This window comes from Chelativorans xinjiangensis (assembly GCF_009812055.1).
Lineage (GTDB): Bacteria > Pseudomonadota > Alphaproteobacteria > Rhizobiales > Rhizobiaceae > Chelativorans > Chelativorans xinjiangense.
Genome location: NZ_WQNH01000039.1, coordinates 43,002 through 61,000, shown reverse-complemented (window position 1 = coordinate 61,000; position 17,999 = coordinate 43,002). Strand labels below are relative to the sequence as shown.

Genomic DNA, 17,999 nt, shown 5'->3' with positions numbered 1-17,999 from the left:
CTGCTAGGCCGTAGTGATTATCTCAACATGGGCCACAGGGTCGCGGCGAGCGCCACGCCCATCGCGATATTAAACCATTTGAGCCGCACGGGATCGGCGAGAAAGCCGCGCAGCGCAACCCCGAAACCGGCCCAGACGGAGACACTTGGAAAATTGACGAGCGTGAAGGCAAGCGCCACCAGGAGGACGGAAATGAACGGCGCCTGCGGGTTGGTGTAGACGGCCATGGCCGTGACCGCCATGACCCAGGCCTTGGGATTGACCCACTGGAAGGCTGCGGCCTGCATGAAACTCATCGGCTTCGCGCCGCTTTCGTCTCCTTGCCCCAGCGCCCGCGACATCGCGATCCTCCAGGCCAGGTAGAGCAGATAGGCACCACCCAGGATCTTCAGAGCGAAGCTCAATTGCGGATAGGCGGTCAGCAGCGACCCAAGGCCGAAACCCACCGCAAGCAGGAGCGAGCAGAATCCGACGGCAATGCCGAACATGTGCGGAATCGTCCGCACGAACCCGAAATTCACGCCGGAGGCGAGAAGCATGAAGTTGTTCGGCCCCGGTGTGACCGAGGAAACGAAGGAAAACACCAGGAGGGCGATAAAGACGTCGGGCGACATGGCTCCGCTCCGTTCGGAGGAATCGAATTAGGTCAATGATATTGACCTAATTCGCGATATCCAAGGGCCAGTATTCGCGGGTGACTGGCTCAGCCGACCTGCAAAAGCGCAACTCAACCTCGATCCGCCATTTGGAAGGCTTACATCCCCTCCGGCCCACGGTTCATCGCCGCCACGCCCGTGCGGCAGACTTCAACGAGGCCGAGCGGCTTCATGATGGAGATGAACTGCTCGATCTTCGACACGCGGCCGGTGATCTCGAAGATGAAATGCTCGGTGTTGGCGTCAATCACCTGGGCGCGGAAGGCGTCGGCGAGCCTCAGCGCTTCCACCCGGTCGTCGCCCTTGCCGCTGACCTTCACCATGGCCAATTCGCGCTCCAGCGGGCGGTCATGGCCCCGCTCATAAGCGGTGGATGTCAGGTCCACCACCCGGTGCACCGGCACGATGCGCTCGAGCTGGTGCTTGATCTGTTCCAGAACATGCGGCGTGCCGCGGGTGACGATGGTGATGCGCGAGAGGTGCCGCTCGTGCTCGGTTTCGGAGACGGTGAGGCTGTCGATATTGTAGCCGCGGCCGGAGAAAAGGCCGATGACACGGGCCAGAACGCCCGGCTCGTTGTCGACCAGCACGGCAAGCGTCCGCTTTTCGTCCGTCTCGGTTTCCTTGGTGATGAAATAGGCGGAGCCTGTCGGCTTGAGCTGGGCGTTCATGCGTTTGTTCTCTTTTTCAACGATCGGTGACAGATGGTATCCATCCGTTTGGGTCAGACCACTAGACCAGCGCCCTGCCCTTGGCGTCGATGGCATTGGCCACCGCCTCGTCGGTCGCCTCATCCGGCAGAAGCATCTCGTTGTGCGCCTTGCCCGAGGGGATCATGGGAAAGCAGTTGGCAAGGTTCGCCACCCGGCAGTCGAAGATCACCGGCTGGTCGGTCTCGATCATCTCCTTGATGGCCCCGTCGAGGTCGCCCGGCTTCTCGCAGCGTATGCCCTTGCAGCCATAGGCCTCCGCCAGCTTGACGAAGTCGGGCAGAGCCTCCGTGTAGGAATGCGACAGCCGGTTGCCGTGCAAGAGCTGCTGCCACTGGCGCACCATGCCCATGTACTGGTTGTTGAGGATGAAGATCTTTATCGGCGCCCGATGCTGCACGGCCGAGCTCATCTCCTGCATGGTCATCAGCACCGAGGCGTCGCCGGCAATGTCGATGACGAGCGCGTCCGGGTGGGCGATCTGCACGCCGAGCGCGGCCGGCAGGCCGTAGCCCATGGTGCCGAGCCCACCCGAGGTCATCCAGCGGTTGGGCTTTTCGAAGCCGAAGTGCTGCGCGGCCCACATCTGGTGCTGACCGACCTCGGTGGTGATGTAGACGTCGCGGTCCTTGGTCAACTCGTAGAGCCGCTGGACCGCGTATTGCGGCATGATGACATCGTTGTTTGGCTTATAGGCGAGTGAATCGCGCGCCCGCCATTTGGCGATCTCACCCCACCAGGGTTTCAGCGCCGCCTTGTCCGCGTGCGCGCTCGCCCGCCACAGGCGCACCATGTCTTCGAGCACCCGCCCGGCGTCGCCGATGATGGGAATGTCGACATGCACGTTCTTGTTGATCGAAGAGGGGTCGATGTCGATGTGGATCTTCTTCGAATCGGGCGAGAAGGCGTCGATGCGGCCGGTGATGCGGTCGTCGAAGCGCGCGCCTATGCACACCATCACGTCGCAGTCGTGCATGGCCATGTTGGCTTCGAACGTGCCGTGCATTCCCAGCATGCCGAGCCAGTTCTTGCCGGAGGCCGGATAGGCGCCGAGCCCCATCAGGGTCGAGGTGATGGGAAAGCCCGTGAGATCCACCAACTCGCGCAAGAGATGGCTCGCCTCCGGCCCCGCGTTGACCACGCCGCCGCCCGAATAGATGACCGGGCGCCTGGCGGCGGCCATCAGCGCGATAGCCTCCTTGATCTTGTCTTGGTCGCCTTCGATGCGCGGGTTGTAGCTCGTGCGCGGGGCGGTCTGCGGCGGCGTGTAGGTGCCCTTGGCAAACTGGACGTCCTTGGGGATGTCGACCACGACAGGGCCCGGCCGCCCCGTCTGGGCGACATGGAAGGCCTCGTGAAGGACCGCCGCGAGCTGATTGACGTCGCGCACCAGCCAGTTGTGCTTGGTGCAGGGGCGGGTGATGCCCACCGTATCGCACTCCTGGAAGGCGTCGGAGCCGATCAGCGTCGTCGGCACCTGGCCGGTGATGCAGACCAGCGGAATGGAATCCATCAGCGCATCCTGCAGCGCGGTGACCGCGTTGGTGGCGCCGGGACCGGAGGTGACCAGCATGACGCCGGCCTTGCCCGTCGAGCGGGCATAGCCCTCGGCGGCATGCCCTGCCCCCTGCTCGTGGCGCACCAGGATGTGCTGCACCTCTTCCTGCTGGAAAAGCTCATCGTAGATCGGAAGCACGGCGCCGCCCGGATAGCCGAAAATGTGCTTGACGCCGTTATCCCTCAGCGCCTGCACCACCATCTCGGCGCCCGTCATCTCCTGCATGCCCGTTTCCTGCCCCAAGGGCGCCGGCGCTTGTGCGTTCATCGCTTTCGTGTCCCGTCTCGATCCATCGTCTTTTCTGTCGTTCGGCCAATAAAAAAGGCTCCCGGAGGAGCCTCATTTCGCACATGAGTGGCTGTCGCCCGGCGGCTACGCCGCCCTGCCCATGTGCGTTCCTACTACGAGAATGCCTGTCATCATCATGACCGCGGACAATAAGGGGCAACCATGCACGGTGTCAACGCATAAAGCGCGCCGCAATCGCCGAGCGCTGAAAGATGCGAAGGCGCGACAGGGTTGACCTTCCAGAAGGGCAGACTTACCAACGCGCTTCCCTCCAAACCCAGCCGAAGACATCGCGCTCAATGGAACTGACGACCGAACGTCTCATACTGCGCTCGTGGGAGGATCGCGACCGAGCGGCGATGGCCGCCATCCATGGCGATGCGCATGTGCGGCGCTTCTTTCCCAAGGTGCTGACGCCCGAGGAGACGGACGCCGACATCGACCTGGCGATCGAGCGAGCGCGGGCCAACGGGTTTCATTTTCAGGCAGCCGAGATGAAGGACAGCGGCGAATTCATCGGGCTGATCGGGCTGGGGTATGTTCCGGACATCATACGCGCTGCCATCCCCAGCCATCCGCGGGTGGAGATCGGCTGGGTGATCGGGAAGGCGTTCTGGGGACGGGGGCTCGCCCCGGAAGGGGCGCGAGCGTGGCTCGACTACGCGTGGTCCATCGGCCTGCCCGAGGTGGTCGCCTTCACAGCGCGGGTGAACGCTCCGAGCCAGCGGGTGATGCAGAAGATCGGCATGGTGTACGACCCTACGGACGACTATCGGCATCCCAGGATCGCCGAAGGTCATCCCTTGCGTCCACACGTGGTGTACCGAAAGCGGAACCCGGCACTCCAAGTGGTGCGATCCTGACAGATGGTACCCATCTGTCAGGGCAAATCGCCCCACCGGATCAACAGCTTGTGGGCTGACTTTTCCAAACGGATGGGGACCATCTGTTTGGGTCAGACCATCAGGGTAAGCCGCCGGTTAACCCCGCCTCAACCATCCCCCCTCATCCGGCCTTAACCTTGCCGCGGTAGCTTGCCGCGATCCAAGGGCATATGGGGCGGGCGAATGTATATCGACGGCGATGCCATGCAGGGCGAAACGACATCGCGGGAGCGCCGGACCGCGGGCCAGCCGGCCGCCCGCGTGCTGGGCCACGTCGTGCAGTGCGACGGGGCGCGCGCCGTCATCGCCGCCACCATCGGCAAGGACGAGGCGACCATCGCCGGCACCTGGACGGTCGGCAAGCTGATCTCCATCAATCTCGGCACCACGCGCACGGTCGGCCTCATCTACGCCATCGAGCGCCCGCAGCGGCGCTGGGAGGACGAGGGGGGCAATCCCATCATGGTGTGCGTCGAACTGATCGGCGAGGTGCGCGACGGCGACGGCGCGCCTATCTTCGACCGCGGCATCACCGAGTATCCGCACATCGGCGCGCTTGCCCACCGCATCCGCGCGCGCGACCTGCGCGCCATCTACGACCTCGGCGGCCGGCGCTCCGTCACCATCGGCCAGCTCTCGCAGGACAACGCCATCGATGCCTGCCTGGCGGTGGACGAGACGCTCAGCCGCCATTTCGCCTTCGTCGGCACCACGGGCGTCGGCAAGTCGACCGCCGTCTCGCTGCTCCTGCGCAAGACGATCGAGGCGCGGCCGGACTTGAGGGTGCTCATTCTCGACCCGCATAACGAGTTCGCCGCCGCCCTTCCCGAACACTGCGTGCGCGTCGACACCGGCTCGCTCGACCTTCCCTTCTGGCTGTTCCGGCTGGAGGAGTTCGTCGAGGTGCTTTATCGCGGGCGCGAGCCGGTGATGGAGGAAGTGGAGCTTTTGCGCGACCTGATCGCCGGCGCCAAGCATCTTTACCGCAATTCCGGCGGCGGCGTGCTCAAGCGCGGCGGGGACAGCGGGATCACCGCGGATACGCCCCTGCCCTACCGCATGGCCGATCTTGTGCATGGGATCGACGAGCGGATGGGGCAACTGGAGACGAAGACCGACCGCCCCTACTATCGACAGCTGCGCGCGCGCATCGAAGCGGCGCTGAACGACCCGCGCTACCGCTTCATGTTCTCCTCGCATCTGATCGAGGATTCCATCCACGAGACCGTCGGCCGTATCTTCCGCATTCCGAGCGAGGGCCGGCCGGTGACCTGTTTCGAGATGGCCGGCCTGCCGTCGGAGGTGGTGAACTCGGTCTGCTCCGTCCTGGCGCGGCTCGCCTTCGACCTGGCGCTTTGGAGCGACGGCAGGCTGAAGCTTCTCGTCTTGTGCGAGGAGGCGCACCGCTACATGCCGGCCGACCCCAGGCTCGGCTTCGCGCCGACGCGCCATGCGCTGTCGCGCATCGCCAAGGAGGGGCGCAAATACGGCTGCTATCTGGGGGTCGTCACGCAGCGGCCGGGCGATCTCGACCCGACGGTGCTTTCGCAGTGTTCGACCGTGTTCGCCATGCGGCTTGCCAACGAGCAGGACCAGTCGATCATCCGCTCGGCAATCGCCGATTCCTCGGCCTCCACGCTCGCCTTCCTGTCGGCGATGGGCCAGCGGGAGGCGATCGCCTTCGGCGACGGGGTGGCAACGACCATGCGCATGAAGTTCGAAAAACTGCCCGACGAACGCCTGCCCGGGGTCAAGGACAAGCTCGGGGACGCCGCGCCGGCATCCGACGGCCGCCAGGTCGACGATGTGGACCTTGCGCGGATCGTCGAGCAGATGCGCAACTCCGGCAAGCGCACCCGCACGACCTCCGGCACCTTCGGAGCCGGCACCGCCGGCTCCCTCGGCTCGGTCCGCGACGTGTCGGGCGAGGAAGGGATTGCCGCCCCTCGCAGCCGCTTCACACGGTAGGGCGCTCAGCGCGCGCGCTGGCCGAACAGCACCTTCTTTGCTTCCTCGTCCTCGGCGATGTTGCGGCGGTGCTCCTGGCCGACGGCCAGGCCGCGCGCCACCGCGGGGCGCGCCATGACCGCCTCGAACCAGCGCTTCAAGTTCGGGAAGTCGTTCAGATCCTGCCCCTGGTTCTCGTGCGGCTTGATCCAGCCGACACAGGCCATGTCGGCGATGGAATAATCGCCCGCCAGATAGTCGCGGTCGGCCAGACGCTTGTTCATGACGCCGTAGAGGCGGTTACACTCGTTGGTGTAGCGCTCGATGGCATAGGGCACCTTTTCGGGTGCGTACTGACGGAAATGATGGGCCTGGCCGGCCATCGGCCCGAGCCCGCCCATCTGCCAGAACAGCCACTGGTCGACCTCCACCCGCTGGCGTTCCCCGGTGGGATAGAAGCGGCCGAACTTGCGCCCAAGATACTGCAGAATAGCGCCCGATTCGAAAATGGAGATGGGTTTGCCGTCCGGCCCCTCGGGGTCGACGATGGCGGGCATCCGGTTGTTGGGCGCGATCTTCAGGAATTCCGGCCGGAACTGCTCGCCACGACCGATATTGACGTAGTGCACCGCGTAGGGGAGCCCGAGCTCCTCCAGCATGATGCTGATTTTCCAGCCGTTGGGCGTGGGCCAGTAATGCAGCTCGATGGGGCGGGTCTGTTCGGTCATGGGCGTCTCCTTGGTCTACGCCTTTTGAAGTAGGGGCAAAGCGCCGGCTTCGCAATTCAAGGCCTCGTCAATAATCTTGAACGCACCATGAACGGCCACCTCAGCGGCCGTTCAGCCGCACCGGGGCATTCTCGCGGAAGGGATGAAGAGATGCTCTTGGGGACAGATGACCAATGCCGACCATGAAGACGACAATCACTCACTTGCGCCGCGCCGCGCCGCGGGCGCTGATCCTTCTCTGCCTGCTGGCGCTGCCCATCATGGCGGTGGGAATCGTGCACCACGGCAACGGCGAGAAAACCTTGGAAAGCGCGTACCGGGCACCGGGCGGCGCCGGCCCTGCGGACGGAATGTTTCCGCGGCACATGCGGTGAGGTGATCACATCTCGAAACCGCCACGGGAAACTCCTATAATGGGTTATGGACAAGCGAATCTATCCTCAACCCATTGAAACCATCTCGAGCCCGGGAGCGGTCACCCGGAAAAGCTTCAGCGATGCCGGAAAGGCCGTCGAAGCGCTGAAGGCGATCTACGAGCGCAATACCGCCTTTCTGCGCGACGCCTTCGCCCAGGTGTCCACCACCGGGGCGAGCGACCACCGCTACCGCGCCTTCTATCCCGAAATCAGCGTTTCCACCTCTTCCTTCGCGCAGATCGACACGCGGCTGGCCTTCGGCCACGTGCCGACGCCGGGCACCTATTCCGCCACGGTCACGCGGCCGGATCTTTTCGAGACCTATCTGACGGAACAGCTCGACCTCATCATCCGCAATCACGGCGTCGAGGTGACGGTGGCCGAATCGGAGATGCCCATCCCCCTCCACTTCGCCTTTACCAAGGACACCTATGTGGAGGCGTCCATCCCCGACCGGCTGAAGCGGCCCCTGCGCGACCTTTTCGACGTTCCCGATCTCAGCGCCATGGACGACGACATCGTCAACGGCACCCACGAGACGGCGCCGGGCGAGCCGATGCCGCTGGCCCCCTTCACCGCGCCGCGCATGGACTATTCCCTGCACCGGCTGTCGCACTACACGGCGACGGCGGCGGAGCACTTCCAGAACTTCGTGCTTTTTACGAACTACCAGTTCTATATCGATGAGTTCTGCGCCTTCGCGCGGGAGACGATGGCGGCCGGCGGCGGGGGCTACGAATGCTTCGTGGAACCCGGCAACATCGTCACGCGCGCCGGCGAAACGCCGCCGGAAACGGCGCTTCAGCGCCTGCCGCAGATGCCCGCCTATCACCTGAAGAAGGGCGACCACAGCGGGATCACCATGGTCAATATCGGCGTCGGCCCGTCCAACGCCAAGACTATCACCGACCATATCGCGGTCCTGCGCCCGCATGCCTGGCTGATGCTCGGCCACTGCGCGGGCCTGCGCCATACCCAGGCGCTCGGCGACTACGTTTTGGCGCACGCCTATGTGCGCGAGGACCATGTGCTGGACGACGACCTGCCCGTGTGGGTGCCGCTGCCCGCGCTTGCCGAGGTGCAGGTGGCGCTGCAGGAGGCGGTGGCGGAGATCACCGGGCTTTCGGGCTACGAGCTGAAGCGCATCATGCGCACGGGGACCGTCGCCACCATCGACAACCGCAACTGGGAGCTGCGCGACCAGCGCGGGCCGGTGCAGCGGCTTTCGCAGTCGCGGGCGATCGCGCTCGATATGGAATCGGCGACGATCGCTGCCAACGGCTACCGCTTCCGCGTGCCCTACGGAACGCTTCTGTGCGTCTCCGACAAGCCGCTGCACGGGGAGTTGAAGCTGCCGGGCATGGCGACGGATTTCTATAAGCGGCAGGTGGCCCAGCACTTGAAAATCGGCATCCGCGCGGTGGAGAAACTGGCCGCCATGCCGCCGGAAAGGCTGCATTCGCGGAAGTTGCGGAGTTTTTCCGAGACGGCGTTTCAATAGGGAGCTCCTGTTCGCAGTGGCGGGGAAGAGAGGACGCGCGGCGGCGTTGCCACGCCCGGTTTTCACCGTCTGGCCTCTTGGGTAAGTTGGGAAGCGGGGCGCGTTGTCCGTGCCACTCAATTTATTTTTAAGGCGCGTCCAACGCGCCCCGCCGGAGGCTGTCCCGACGGTCGGCCGGTCACTCGGGCTCCCCGTCCTTCCCGGCTGCACCCAATTGGGGCTTTGCCGGGCCGGACGAGAAGCCCTGGCGGCTTCTCCGCAATGCCGGCAACGCTGTCACCCAGCGCTCCCGGCACCGCCGGCCTGTCGCGGGCCCTCAGGCCTCCGGGTACCGAGCCCGAAGGGAGAGGTCTCCGCCGCTCTCCCTGATCCCCGGTCCGGACCCGGTTCCCGTGAGGGCGATGGGGTGGATTGTACGGGCGGGCTGGGCAGGGGGGAGTATTTTCCCGCGAAAAAGTTGGAGAATTTTTTCTGCAGTGAGTGAAACCAATGGGTTGGCAGGAAAGAAAAAAATTGTCGCCACATTTTATCCCCGCGCAGGCAAGGCACTGCCGGCTGAGGTGAAGGGCGCGCCCGCCGCCTTTCCAACGCGCGTCATCCCACCCGCCCGCGCGCGTCATCCCGGAAAGCCGAAGGCTTGTCCGGGACCCATTCCGTGACTCGTCCACCTTCCGGCGCGCTTCGCCGGAGCTTCAGCGAGGTGAGAATGGGTCCCGGACAGTCTCCGCTTCGCTCCGACTTCCGGGATGACGCGCGTGGGGTGGGGTGGGGTGGGGGATGACGCCCTGAGGGGGCGCCGCGACCCGTCCACCGAAACCGAAGGGCGAAGGTGGAGCGGGGTGGGTTGGCGGATTCTGACCGCCGGATTTATCCCAGCGCGAAGGTTGGCGCCGTGTTCGACGATCAGGGCTGCCGCGTTCTGGCCGAAGCGCTTGACATGCGCCGCGCGGGGCGCAAGAAATTATACATGGGGATCGCGATCTCCCCACGAGGCGCCAGCCCAAGAATCGCGTCCATGAACCCGTTAAACGGAAGGACGCGTCATGCCCTCTCCCACCACTATCTCCATCGACAAACTTTCCCGCCTGGTCGGCACGCCCAACTGCCCTGCCCTGATCGATGTCCGCAACGACGAGGACTTTTCCGCCGACCCGCGGCTGATACCCGGCTCGGTCCGCCGGCCGCATGAGGAGGTGCGCGACTGGGGCCCTGCGGTCGAAGGGCGCTCCGCGGTCGTCATCTGCCAAAGCGGCAAGAAACTCAGCGAAGGGGCGGCTGCCTGGCTGCGCCATCAGGGGATCGCCGCCGAATCGCTGGAGGGCGGCTTCGAGGCCTGGCTGGATGCGGGGTTGCCGGCCGTGCCGGCGGAGCGACTGCCAGGGGCGTTCGCCGGGGGCGGAACGGTCTGGGTCACCCGGGCGCGGCCCAAGATCGACCGCATCGCCTGCCCCTGGCTTATCCGGCGCTTCGTCGACCCTCAAGCCGTCTTCCTGTTCGTCGCCCCGCAGGAGGTGATTGCCGTGGGCGAGCGGTTCAATGCCGTTCCCTTCGATATCGAGGACGTCTTCTGGAGCCACCGCGGCGAGCTTTGCACCTTCGACGTCATGGTTGAGGAGTTCGGCCTGACCACCGAGCCGCTCCTGAGGCTTGCGGCGATCATCCGTGGCGCCGACACCGCGCGGCTCGACCTCGCCCCTGAAGCACCCGGCCTGCTTGCCGCGTCGCTTGGGCTGTCGCGCATGTTCGCCGACGATCTGCAACAGCTCGAAGCCGGCATGGTGCTCTACGATGCCTTCTACCGCTGGTGCCGCGACGCCACGGACGAAACCCACAACTGGCCTTCGGCCAAACCCAGGCAGACGAGATGAGCGAGCAGCTTTCCGATGTCTCCGCGAGCCTGAACCGGCCCGGCGGTGGGCACGGCATCTCCTTTGCAGAAGGGCTGAAGGTCTGGCTGCGGGTGGCGGCCCTCAGCTTCGGCGGGCCCGCCGGGCAGATCGCGGTCATGCACCGCATCATCGTCGAGGAGAAGCGCTGGATCGGCGAGAACCGCTTTCTCCACGCACTCAACTACTGCATGCTGCTCCCCGGACCGGAGGCGCAGCAGCTTGCCGTCTATATCGGTTGGCTGCTGCACCGGACGGCGGGCGGCATCATTGCCGGCACGCTCTTCGTGCTCCCCGGTTTCCTGTCCATCCTTGCGCTCAGCTACATCTACGCCGCCTTCGGCAATGTCGGCATCGTCGAGGGCCTGTTCTTCGGGCTCAAGGCGGCGGTGCTCGCCATCGTGCTTCACGCGGTGGCGCGCATCGGCAGGCGCGCGCTGAAGAACCCGGCGATGATCGCCATCGCGGTCGCCGCCTTCATCGCCATCTTTTTCTTCGGTGTGCCCTTTCCGCTCATTATCCTGTCCGCTGCGCTGATCGGCTATTTCGGTGGGCGGATGGGCTCCCCGCTGTTCCAGATCGGCGGCGGCCACGGCAAGGCATCGAAAGACGTTCTCTCCGACGGGGACTCTGCTCTGGGCAAGGGAGTGCCGGCCCACGCGCGACCCAACGTGGCCTGGTCGCTCAAGGTCTCGGGCGTCCTCCTTGCCCTGTGGCTGGGGCCTGTGGCGGCCATCATCGCCATACTCGGCATGGACAACGTGTTCAGCCAGATCGCGCTTTTCTTCAGCCAGATGGCGGTGGTGACCTTCGGCGGCGCCTATGCGGTGCTCGCTTATGTGGCGCAGGAGGCGGTGCAGCACTATGGCTGGCTTCAGCCGGGCGAGATGCTGGACGGCCTTGGCATGGCGGAGACGACGCCGGGGCCGCTCATCCAGGTTGTCCAGTTCGTGGGGTTCATCGGCGCCTATCGCGATCCCGGCACGCTCAGCCCCATGATGGCGGCCACCCTTGCCGCGGTTCTCACGACGTGGGTGACCTTCGTGCCTTGTTTCCTGTGGATCTTTCTCGGCGCGCCCTTCATCGAGACGCTGCGCGACAATCGCGCCATGACGGGCGCCATGTCGGCCATCACGGCCGCCGTTGTGGGCGTCGTCATGAACCTTGCCGTCTGGTTCGCACTCCATGCGATCTTTCGCGATGTGTCGCCCTGGAGCGGCTACGGGCTGGTGGTGGAGGTGCCGGTCTGGTCGAGCGTGAGCCTTCCCGCGCTGGTGCTCACGACGGCCGCCGTTTTCGCCATCTTCCGGCTCGGCGTTCCCTTGATGGCGGTGCTGCTCCTGTCGGCGCTCGCCGGGCTTTTTTGGACGGCTATGGCGTGAGGCGCCTCAATACGTCGTCCTTCTCTCGTCGCTCGGCGGCCTGCCGAATTGCATGCGGTAGCTTTGGGCAAAGTAGGAGTGGGAGGTGAAGCCGGTGGCGATGGCGACGTCGAGGATGGACATGTTGGTCTGGCGCAGGAGCTCGCGGGCGCGCTCAAGGCGCAGGCGCATGTAGTAGCGACCGGGGGTCATGCCCAGATGGCGCAGGAAGAGGCGCTCGACCTGGCGGACGGAGAGGCCGGCGGACTTGGCGAGGTCGACCGCCGAAAAGGGCTCGTCGAGGTTCTCGGCCATCAGGGCGACGATCTTCTGCAGCTTCTCGGACTTGCCGACGAGGTCGCGCTCCGGGCCGATGCGCTGGCGGTCTATCGGAGAGCGGACGCGCTCGTGCTGGAACTGGTTGGCGACCTCGTTGACGAGGCCGTTGCCGAAATCGGCGCGGACGATCTCCAGCATCAGATCGATGGAGGTGGTGACGCCGGCGCAGGTGTAGCGCTTGCGGTCGATCTCGTAGACGTTGCCGGTGCACTCGATCTCCGGGAAGCGCTCCTTGAAGCCGGCGCGGTTTTCCCAGTGGATGGTGCAGCGGTGGCCGTCGAGCTGGCCGGCCTCGGCAAGAAGCAGGGAACCGGCGGCGATGGCGCCGAGCGCGCGGCCCTGGCGGCCCCAGGCGCGGAGCGCGGCAAGCACCTTGCTCTTGCCGGGAAACTCGGTGGCAAGGCCGACGCAGACGAAGAGGATGTCGGCTGTCGGCAGGTCGGCGACTGCATAGTCGACCTTGATGGGCAGGCCGTTGGAGGCCATGACGGCCTCGCCGTCGGCCGACACCGTGATCCACCTGTAGAAATCGCGGTCGAGCAGACGGTTGGCCGAGCGGAAGGTGTCGATCGCCGCGGCGAGCGAAAACATGGAGAACCTGTCGACCAGCAGGAACGCGAACTGCCGGCCCTCCGCCGTGCCCTCGGTCATGGAGGGGCTTTCTACAGGATATGGCGGAGCGCGGAAAGCCATGCCGGGGATGGGCGGTCAGAAGACGGGCGGCTTGCGCCCAGCGGCGCGGCAGGCGGAGGTGAGCGTGTTGGCCATCAGCATGGCGATGGTCATGGGGCCGACGCCGCCGGGAACCGGCGTGATGGCGCCGGCCACCGCCCTCGCCTCTTCGAAGGCGACGTCGCCGACGAGCCGCGTCTTGCCCTCGCCCTTTTCCGGGGCGGGGATGCGGTTGATGCCGACGTCGATGACGGTGGCGCCGGGCTTGACCCAGTCGCCCTTGACCATCTCGGGCCTGCCGACGGCGGCGACCAGGATGTCGGCCGTGCGGGCGAGCGCGGGAAGGTCCGCCGTGCGGCTGTGGGCGATGGTGACGGTGGCGTTGGCGGCCAGAAGCAGGTTGGCCATCGGCTTGCCGACGATGTTGGAACGGCCGACGACGACGGCGGAAAGGCCGGAAAGGTCCTTGCCGCGCACACGCTGCAGGAGGAGCATGGAGCCGGCCGGCGTGCAGGGGACGAAGGCGGTGGCGAGCTCGCCGGTGCCGAGCTTGCCGACATTGATGAAATGGAAGCCGTCGACGTCCTTTTCCGGCGCGATCGTCTGGATGATGCGGCCGGCGTCGACGTGGTCCGGCAGGGGAAGCTGCACCAGGATGCCGTGGATCGCGGGATCGCGGTTGAGCGCCTCGACCAGGGCGACGAGCTCTTCCTCGGGGGTTTCGGCGGGGAGCGTGTGCTGGACGGAATGGAAGCCGCACTCCCTGGCCTTTTTCGACTTGGAGGCGACATAGACCTGGCTTGCGGGGTCCTCTCCGACAATGACGACGGCAAGGCCCGGCGTCGTGCCGGCGGCGATCAGCCCGGCCGCCTGCGCGGTCACCTTCTCCACCACCTCGGCAGCCACCGCCCTGCCGTCGATCAACTCTGCCATGAGGCACCCTCCCGTGTCCGGTTTTTGCCGATCCCTCGCATATGCGGCAATGGCGGCGCGTGCAATCCCGCACATGCGCCGCCTTTTGACGCAATCGCGAATGCGGGGCCCGGCCGTGGCGGCGGGCGCATCGACTCTGAGGCGGTTGCATCGGCAGGCCAAAAGCGCCATTGCTTCGTCTAGAGCGGGATGAATTCAACCGAAGCCATCCACCGCGCGTCATCCCGGAAAGCTGAAGGCTTGTCCGGGATCCATTCCGTGACATCGACGTTCCGGCCCGCTTCGCCGGAGCTTCAGCGAGGCGAGAATGGGTCCCGGACAGCCTCCGCTTCTCCCCGCGGTGGGTGACCCGACCTAATCTGGCTGTAACCGAAGGAGGCGTTGATGGGCAGGAAGGTTGTTCTGGTTGGCTGCGGCAATATGGGCTACGCGATGCTGAAGGGCTGGCTGGCGGCCGGCAGGCTGGCCGCGGGCGATGTCACGGTGGTGGAGCCGAACGAGGGGCTGCGGGCGCGGGCGGCCACGCACGGCGTCACGGTGGCGGCGGATGCGCGGGAGCTGGAAACTGCGGCCGATCTCGTCGTCTTCGCGGTGAAGCCGCAGGTGATCGGCGACGTGGTGCCGGCGTATCGGGATCTTGAGGGCGCGACCTATCTGAGCGTTGCCGCGGGGACGGGCGTGGCGACATTCGAGGACCTTCTCGGCGGCGAGGCGGCCGTCATGCGCTGCATGCCCAACACGCCGGCGGCCATCGGCAAGGGCATGATAGTGGTGTTCGCCAACCGCAACGTGCGACCGGAGACGAAGGCGTTCGTGGACGGGCTGCTGGCGGCCAGCGGCGCCGTCGCGACGGTTGCGGACGAGGCGCTGATGGACGCGGTGACGGCGGTCTCGGGCTCGGGGCCGGCCTACGTGTTCCACTTCATCGAGTGCCTGGCGGCGGCGGGCGAGAAGGCCGGGCTGCCGGCCGACACCGCCAAGCTGCTTGCCATGCAGACCGTCTACGGCGCGGCGTGCCTTGCCAAGGAAAGCGGCGAGGAGCCGGGAACGCTGCGCGAAGAGGTGACGAGCCCGGGCGGCACCACGGCGGCCGCGCTCGGCGTGCTGATGGGCGAGGAGCGGCTGGTGGAGCTGGTGAGCGCGGCGGTGGAGGCGGCGAAGCGGCGGTCTGTCGAGTTGGGGAAGTGAAGCCAGATGAGACCGGGTTACCCAACCGCGCGTCATCCCGGCCGAACCCCCGGGTCTCGCCTTCGGCGAGCCCGAGGACAGGCTCAGTGAGGGCCGGGACCCATTCCGTGGCTTCGACATTCCGGAATGGGTCCCGGACAGCCTCCGCCCTGCGGGCTCCGACTTCCGGGATGACGCGCGATTGGGGTGACCCAGTGAATATTCATCCCGATTTAGAGCTGGGCCGTGCCTGACAACACCATCTCGTCCTGCAGCCGGCGCAGTTCCATCAGCTTCGTGCCGGGGATGGGGGCGGTGTTGTCGTGGGTGATGAGCGCGCCCTTCTTCACCGGCGCGGTGACCGTGCCGCCTTCGAGAAGGCCGCAGGGGGCGGCGCCCGCGGCGCGGGCGTCTTCGGCCGTCATGATCCATGAACGGTAGGTGTATTCGCCGATGGCATCGAGCTTTTCGCCGGAGGCGAGGTCGCGCTTGGCGACCGCGCAGACCTCGGCCACGGGCCTGTCGAGCGGCACCATGTCGGGTTTGCCGTAGAGGACGGCACGGGCACAGGTGAGCGGCACTTCGAGGCTCGTCAGGTGATGGGGGCGGTAGAAGGTGAAGTAAGGCCCCTCGCCCAGCTTCAGGTCGGCCATGCGCTCGTGCAGGCGCGGGTGGGCCATGTCGGCGATCACGAAAACGCCGGGGGCGACGCCCTTGCCGATCGTGAAATCCACGCACCCCTTCTTCGACAGCACGCCGCCGTCGGCCGCCGGGCAGAGCACGCGCGGCAGATCTTCCAGGCTGGCGGCGGGGCCGTGCATGCCGGGCTTGTCGGGCACGAGGCCGGTGGCATTGGCGATCGCCGCCATCTCCACCATGGTCTTGGAGCCGTCGACGAACTCCACCAGCATGCGCGGGTTCATGTTGCGGCGCTCGGCCTCCTGGCGATAATCGTCCGGCGTGGCGTCGTGGTTGAGAGGGTTGTTCTTGCCCTTGCCGGCGGCCACGACGTCGTGCCCCATGGCGGTGACGAACTCGACCAGTTCCATGCAGGAGGACGGCTCGTCGCCGGCGCCCAGCGAATAGACGACGCCGCGCCTGTCGGCCAGGCGCCGCAGATAGGCGCCGATGGTGACGTCGGCCTCGACATTCATCATGACGAGATGCTTGCCCGCCTCAATGGCGGCAAGGCCATATTCGGCGCCGGCGGTGGGCCTGCCCGTGGCATCGACGATAACGTCGACGTGTTCACTCTCCATGAGATGCATGGCGTCACCGACGATGGCCGTGCGGCCCGCGCGGATGGCATCGGCCATGGCGCCGACGGAGGCGGCGCGCATGGCACTTTCCGGCGCGCGGCCGGCGGTGCGAATAGCAGCCTCTGCATTCACGTAGCGGCGGTCGGCGATGGCGGCGACCTCGATGCCGCGCATGAGGGCGACCTGGGTGACGATGTCGGTGCCCATCTCGCCGCAGCCGATGACGCCGATGCGCACCGGCCGCCCCTCCTCGGCGCGGCGGGCGAGATCGCGGGCAAGGCCAGTGAGGGCGACATTGGTCATCAGTGGTTTCCCGGCATGAGAGATGGCCGGAGATAGAGGGCCGGCACGGCGCTTTGTCAACCTAGTGGTGCGATCCTGACAGATGGTACCCATCTGTCAGGGCAAATCGCCCCACCAGACCAACAGCTTGTGGGCTGGCTTTTCCAAACGGGTGCCATCCGTTTGGGTCAGACCACCAGGTCGCCCGGCGGGCGGAGAACCGGCTTTTTCCCTTGCCCGTCCGGGAGCGCTGTGCGAGGAGCCGAGCATAGATCAGGACGTGACCAAGGGAGGAGCTTATGTTCACAGTTACACGCAGGTCGTTCGTGGTGGCGACACTTGCCGGGGCGGCAGGCCTTGTGGCCGCCGGCGCGCAGGCCGCCGACAAGATCAATGTCGGCATCATCCCCTCGCTCACCTCGCATTCGCCGAGCATCATCGCCGAGGCCAAGGGCTATTTCGCCGATCAGGACCTCGAGGTGGAGTTCGTCAGCTTCCAGTCGGCCCAGCCGATGGCGGTGGCGATCGCCTCGGGAGACGTCGATTTCGGCATGACGGCGATTTCCGGCGGGCTCATCAGCCTGGCCGACAAGGGTGTGATCAAGGTGATCGGCGGAGCGCTGCAGGAGACGCCGGAGATCGAGGGGCAGAAGATCCTCGTCTCCAAGGCGGCGCATGATGCCGGCGTGACAAGCCCGGCGGACCTGAAGGGACGCAGCTTCGGCATCACCACCACCGGCTCCTCCTTCCACTACATGGCGCATAAGATCGCCGACGGAGAAGGCTTCGCGCGCTCCGAGATCCACCTCAGACCGCTGCAGAAGGTGCCGGCGGTGATCGCCGCGCTGAAGAGCGGGCAGATCGACGCCTGGTCCATCGTACCCAACATCGCCGGCAGCCTGACGGCGGGCGGCGACGTGGTCGAGATCGGCAAGGTCTCCGACTATATCGACGATTATCAGGTGACCACCATTTTCACCTCGACCGCCAACACGCAGGAAAAGCCAGACCTCGTGAAGCGCTTCCTGGGCGGCCTTTCCAAGGGCATGGACGACTACAACGCGGCCCTGGTCGACAAGACGATGGGCGAGGACGAGACGGCGGAAATCGTCGCGGCGATCCACGAATACATCTATGCCGACCAACCCCTCGACAAGGCGGCCCCGCGCATCAGCACCGGCGCCATGCGCATGAGCCCCAATGCGGCGTTGAACCTCGCCAGCGTCGAAGACCAGCTCGAGTGGTTCAAGTCGGAAGGCCTGGTGCCGGAGGGTGTGAGCATGGAGAAGCTGGTCGACGCGAGCTTCGTGGAGACCTATTAATACCGAGGGAGCGAACGATTGGCCGCCCTGACCGGATCCTTGCGCGCCGTAGCGACGTTGCGCCGTGCTTATGATGCACAGGCATCACGG

At 65.9% G+C, this 17,999-nt stretch carries 15 protein-coding genes; 8 read left to right on the top strand and 7 right to left on the bottom strand.

The window, feature by feature from the left end; all coding sequences use genetic code 11:
- Positions 1-17 precede the first annotated feature (17 nt).
- From GM910_RS20015 to GM910_RS20005, 3 genes are all read right to left on the bottom strand, one after another.
- Positions 18-614 carry a LysE family translocator gene (locus GM910_RS20015; RefSeq protein ID WP_159590481.1) on the bottom strand — a complete coding sequence of 199 codons (597 nt, stop codon included), beginning with the start codon at positions 612-614 and terminating at the stop codon, positions 18-20.
- Between the two features lie 140 nt (positions 615-754).
- On the bottom strand, positions 755-1,327 hold the full coding sequence (gene ilvN, locus GM910_RS20010; RefSeq protein ID WP_159590479.1) for an acetolactate synthase small subunit: 573 nt from the start codon (positions 1,325-1,327) through the stop codon (positions 755-757).
- Positions 1,328-1,388: 61 nt separating this feature from the next.
- Complete coding sequence (locus GM910_RS20005; RefSeq protein WP_425482708.1) at positions 1,389-3,191, bottom strand: acetolactate synthase 3 large subunit; 1,803 nt, start codon at positions 3,189-3,191, stop codon at positions 1,389-1,391.
- 320 nt (positions 3,192-3,511) lie between these two features.
- Here GM910_RS20005 and GM910_RS20000 point away from each other — a divergent pair, with 320 nt between their 5' ends.
- Positions 3,512-4,075: a GNAT family N-acetyltransferase gene (locus tag GM910_RS20000; protein ID WP_159590477.1), complete on the top strand. Its 564-nt coding sequence runs from the start codon at positions 3,512-3,514 to the stop codon at positions 4,073-4,075.
- A gap of 204 nt (positions 4,076-4,279) precedes the next feature.
- Positions 4,280-6,064: an ATP-binding protein gene (locus GM910_RS19995; protein ID WP_159590475.1), complete on the top strand. Its 1,785-nt coding sequence runs from the start codon at positions 4,280-4,282 to the stop codon at positions 6,062-6,064.
- Positions 6,065-6,069: 5 nt separating this feature from the next.
- On the opposite strand, the gene GM910_RS19990 is transcribed toward GM910_RS19995, so the two are convergent.
- Positions 6,070-6,771: a glutathione S-transferase family protein gene (locus tag GM910_RS19990; protein ID WP_159590473.1), complete on the bottom strand. Its 702-nt coding sequence runs from the start codon at positions 6,769-6,771 to the stop codon at positions 6,070-6,072.
- A 173-nt stretch (positions 6,772-6,944) separates the two neighbouring features.
- Here GM910_RS19990 and GM910_RS19985 point away from each other — a divergent pair, with 173 nt between their 5' ends.
- The 4 genes from GM910_RS19985 (at position 6,945) to chrA (ending at position 11,956) form a co-directional block, all read left to right on the top strand.
- Positions 6,945-7,145: a hypothetical protein gene (locus tag GM910_RS19985; RefSeq protein ID WP_159590471.1), complete on the top strand. Its 201-nt coding sequence runs from the start codon at positions 6,945-6,947 to the stop codon at positions 7,143-7,145.
- 46 nt (positions 7,146-7,191) lie between these two features.
- Positions 7,192-8,688 carry an AMP nucleosidase gene (locus GM910_RS19980; RefSeq protein WP_159590469.1) on the top strand — a complete coding sequence of 499 codons (1,497 nt, stop codon included), beginning with the start codon at positions 7,192-7,194 and terminating at the stop codon, positions 8,686-8,688.
- Between the two features lie 1,043 nt (positions 8,689-9,731).
- Entirely contained in the window at positions 9,732-10,556 is an 825-nt protein-coding gene (locus tag GM910_RS19975) for a chromate resistance protein ChrB domain-containing protein (protein WP_159590467.1), read from the top strand.
- Positions 10,553-11,956: a chromate efflux transporter gene (gene chrA / locus GM910_RS19970; protein WP_159590465.1), complete on the top strand. Its 1,404-nt coding sequence runs from the start codon at positions 10,553-10,555 to the stop codon at positions 11,954-11,956. The genes GM910_RS19975 and chrA overlap by 4 nt, the downstream gene beginning before the upstream one ends.
- A 6-nt stretch (positions 11,957-11,962) precedes the next feature.
- Here the strand turns inward: chrA and GM910_RS19965 are convergent, their stop codons facing one another.
- A complete protein-coding gene (locus tag GM910_RS19965; RefSeq protein WP_159590464.1) occupies positions 11,963-12,925 on the bottom strand; it encodes a GlxA family transcriptional regulator in 963 nt (320 codons plus the stop codon).
- A gap of 57 nt (positions 12,926-12,982) precedes the next feature.
- A complete protein-coding gene (folD, locus tag GM910_RS19960; protein WP_159590462.1) occupies positions 12,983-13,879 on the bottom strand; it encodes a bifunctional methylenetetrahydrofolate dehydrogenase/methenyltetrahydrofolate cyclohydrolase FolD in 897 nt (298 codons plus the stop codon).
- 384 nt (positions 13,880-14,263) lie between these two features.
- Between folD and proC the strand changes: the two genes are divergently transcribed.
- Complete coding sequence (gene proC / locus GM910_RS19955) at positions 14,264-15,067, top strand: pyrroline-5-carboxylate reductase (RefSeq protein ID WP_159590460.1); 804 nt, start codon at positions 14,264-14,266, stop codon at positions 15,065-15,067.
- A 212-nt stretch (positions 15,068-15,279) separates the two neighbouring features.
- On the opposite strand, the gene GM910_RS19950 is transcribed toward proC, so the two are convergent.
- Complete coding sequence (locus tag GM910_RS19950) at positions 15,280-16,611, bottom strand: NAD(P)H-dependent oxidoreductase (RefSeq protein ID WP_159590525.1); 1,332 nt, start codon at positions 16,609-16,611, stop codon at positions 15,280-15,282.
- Positions 16,612-16,886: 275 nt separating this feature from the next.
- Here GM910_RS19950 and GM910_RS19945 point away from each other — a divergent pair, with 275 nt between their 5' ends.
- Positions 16,887-17,909, top strand: a complete 1,023-nt coding sequence (locus GM910_RS19945) for an ABC transporter substrate-binding protein (RefSeq protein WP_159590458.1) — start codon at positions 16,887-16,889, stop codon at positions 17,907-17,909.
- The last annotated feature ends 90 nt before the right edge of the window (positions 17,910-17,999 follow it).